We start from the raw sequence: 620 nt of genomic DNA, 5'->3' as shown, positions 1-620 counted from the left end.
CAGCTGGCGGCCACCGTCGACTCGCTTGCCGAGCGGGCCAATCCTCGGCGCCTGGCCGACGACCTCAAGGTCCGGGTGATCGGATTCGTGCAGAAGCCCGTGGTGCTGGCCTCGCTGGCCGGGGTCGGGGCCCTCGTCGTGGTGGTGGCGGTGCGCCGCGTCAGGAATCGGTGACGCGCCCGGTCTGGACGTACACCGGGATGTCGTCGGCCCAGGGCTGATTGGTGGCCATGTCGTCGACGTCGCAGTAGCCGCGTTCGAATTCGCCCGTCGCGGCGTCGACCAACCTGTATTCCTGCCGCTGTTGGTGGATGGGCTGGGCATCGAGGATCACCACGCGCACCTCGCCCGGCTCGAACCCGCACCGCTGCTGCAGCGCCTCGATCAGGCACTCGTTGTGCATGTGGCCGTCGCCGAAGTTCCAGCCCAGCACCATCGAGCACAGGACTTCACCCTCACACAGGTTGTAGTCGTCCTCGTCGTAGTCGGCCATCGCCCGGTGCGCCAGGGTGAGCAGCGCGCGCCCGTGGGTGTTCATCCCCCGGAACGCCAAGGCCAGGTGCAGCGGGATCAGGGTTTCCTCTTTGCTGCCGTACAACCGCTCGAGCTGCTGGTGCTGC

General features: G+C 67.9%; 2 protein-coding genes. One reads left to right on the top strand and one right to left on the bottom strand.

Going from position 1 to position 620, the window contains the following annotated elements:
* On the top strand, positions 1 to 174 hold a 174-nt coding region (locus A9W96_RS30050), incomplete at its 5' end, for a DUF3618 domain-containing protein (RefSeq protein ID WP_082972023.1).
* Here A9W96_RS30050 and A9W96_RS03390 read toward each other — a convergent pair.
* A partial coding sequence (locus A9W96_RS03390) for a DUF3556 domain-containing protein (RefSeq protein WP_197499389.1) occupies positions 161 to 620 on the bottom strand: 460 nt, incomplete at its 5' end. The genes A9W96_RS30050 and A9W96_RS03390 overlap by 14 nt on opposite strands.

The organism is Mycobacterium sp. 1245852.3, assembly GCF_001669335.1.
Classification (GTDB): Bacteria; Actinomycetota; Actinomycetes; order Mycobacteriales; family Mycobacteriaceae; genus Mycobacterium; species Mycobacterium europaeum_A.
This window is presented reverse-complemented; position numbering and strand designations above follow the sequence as displayed.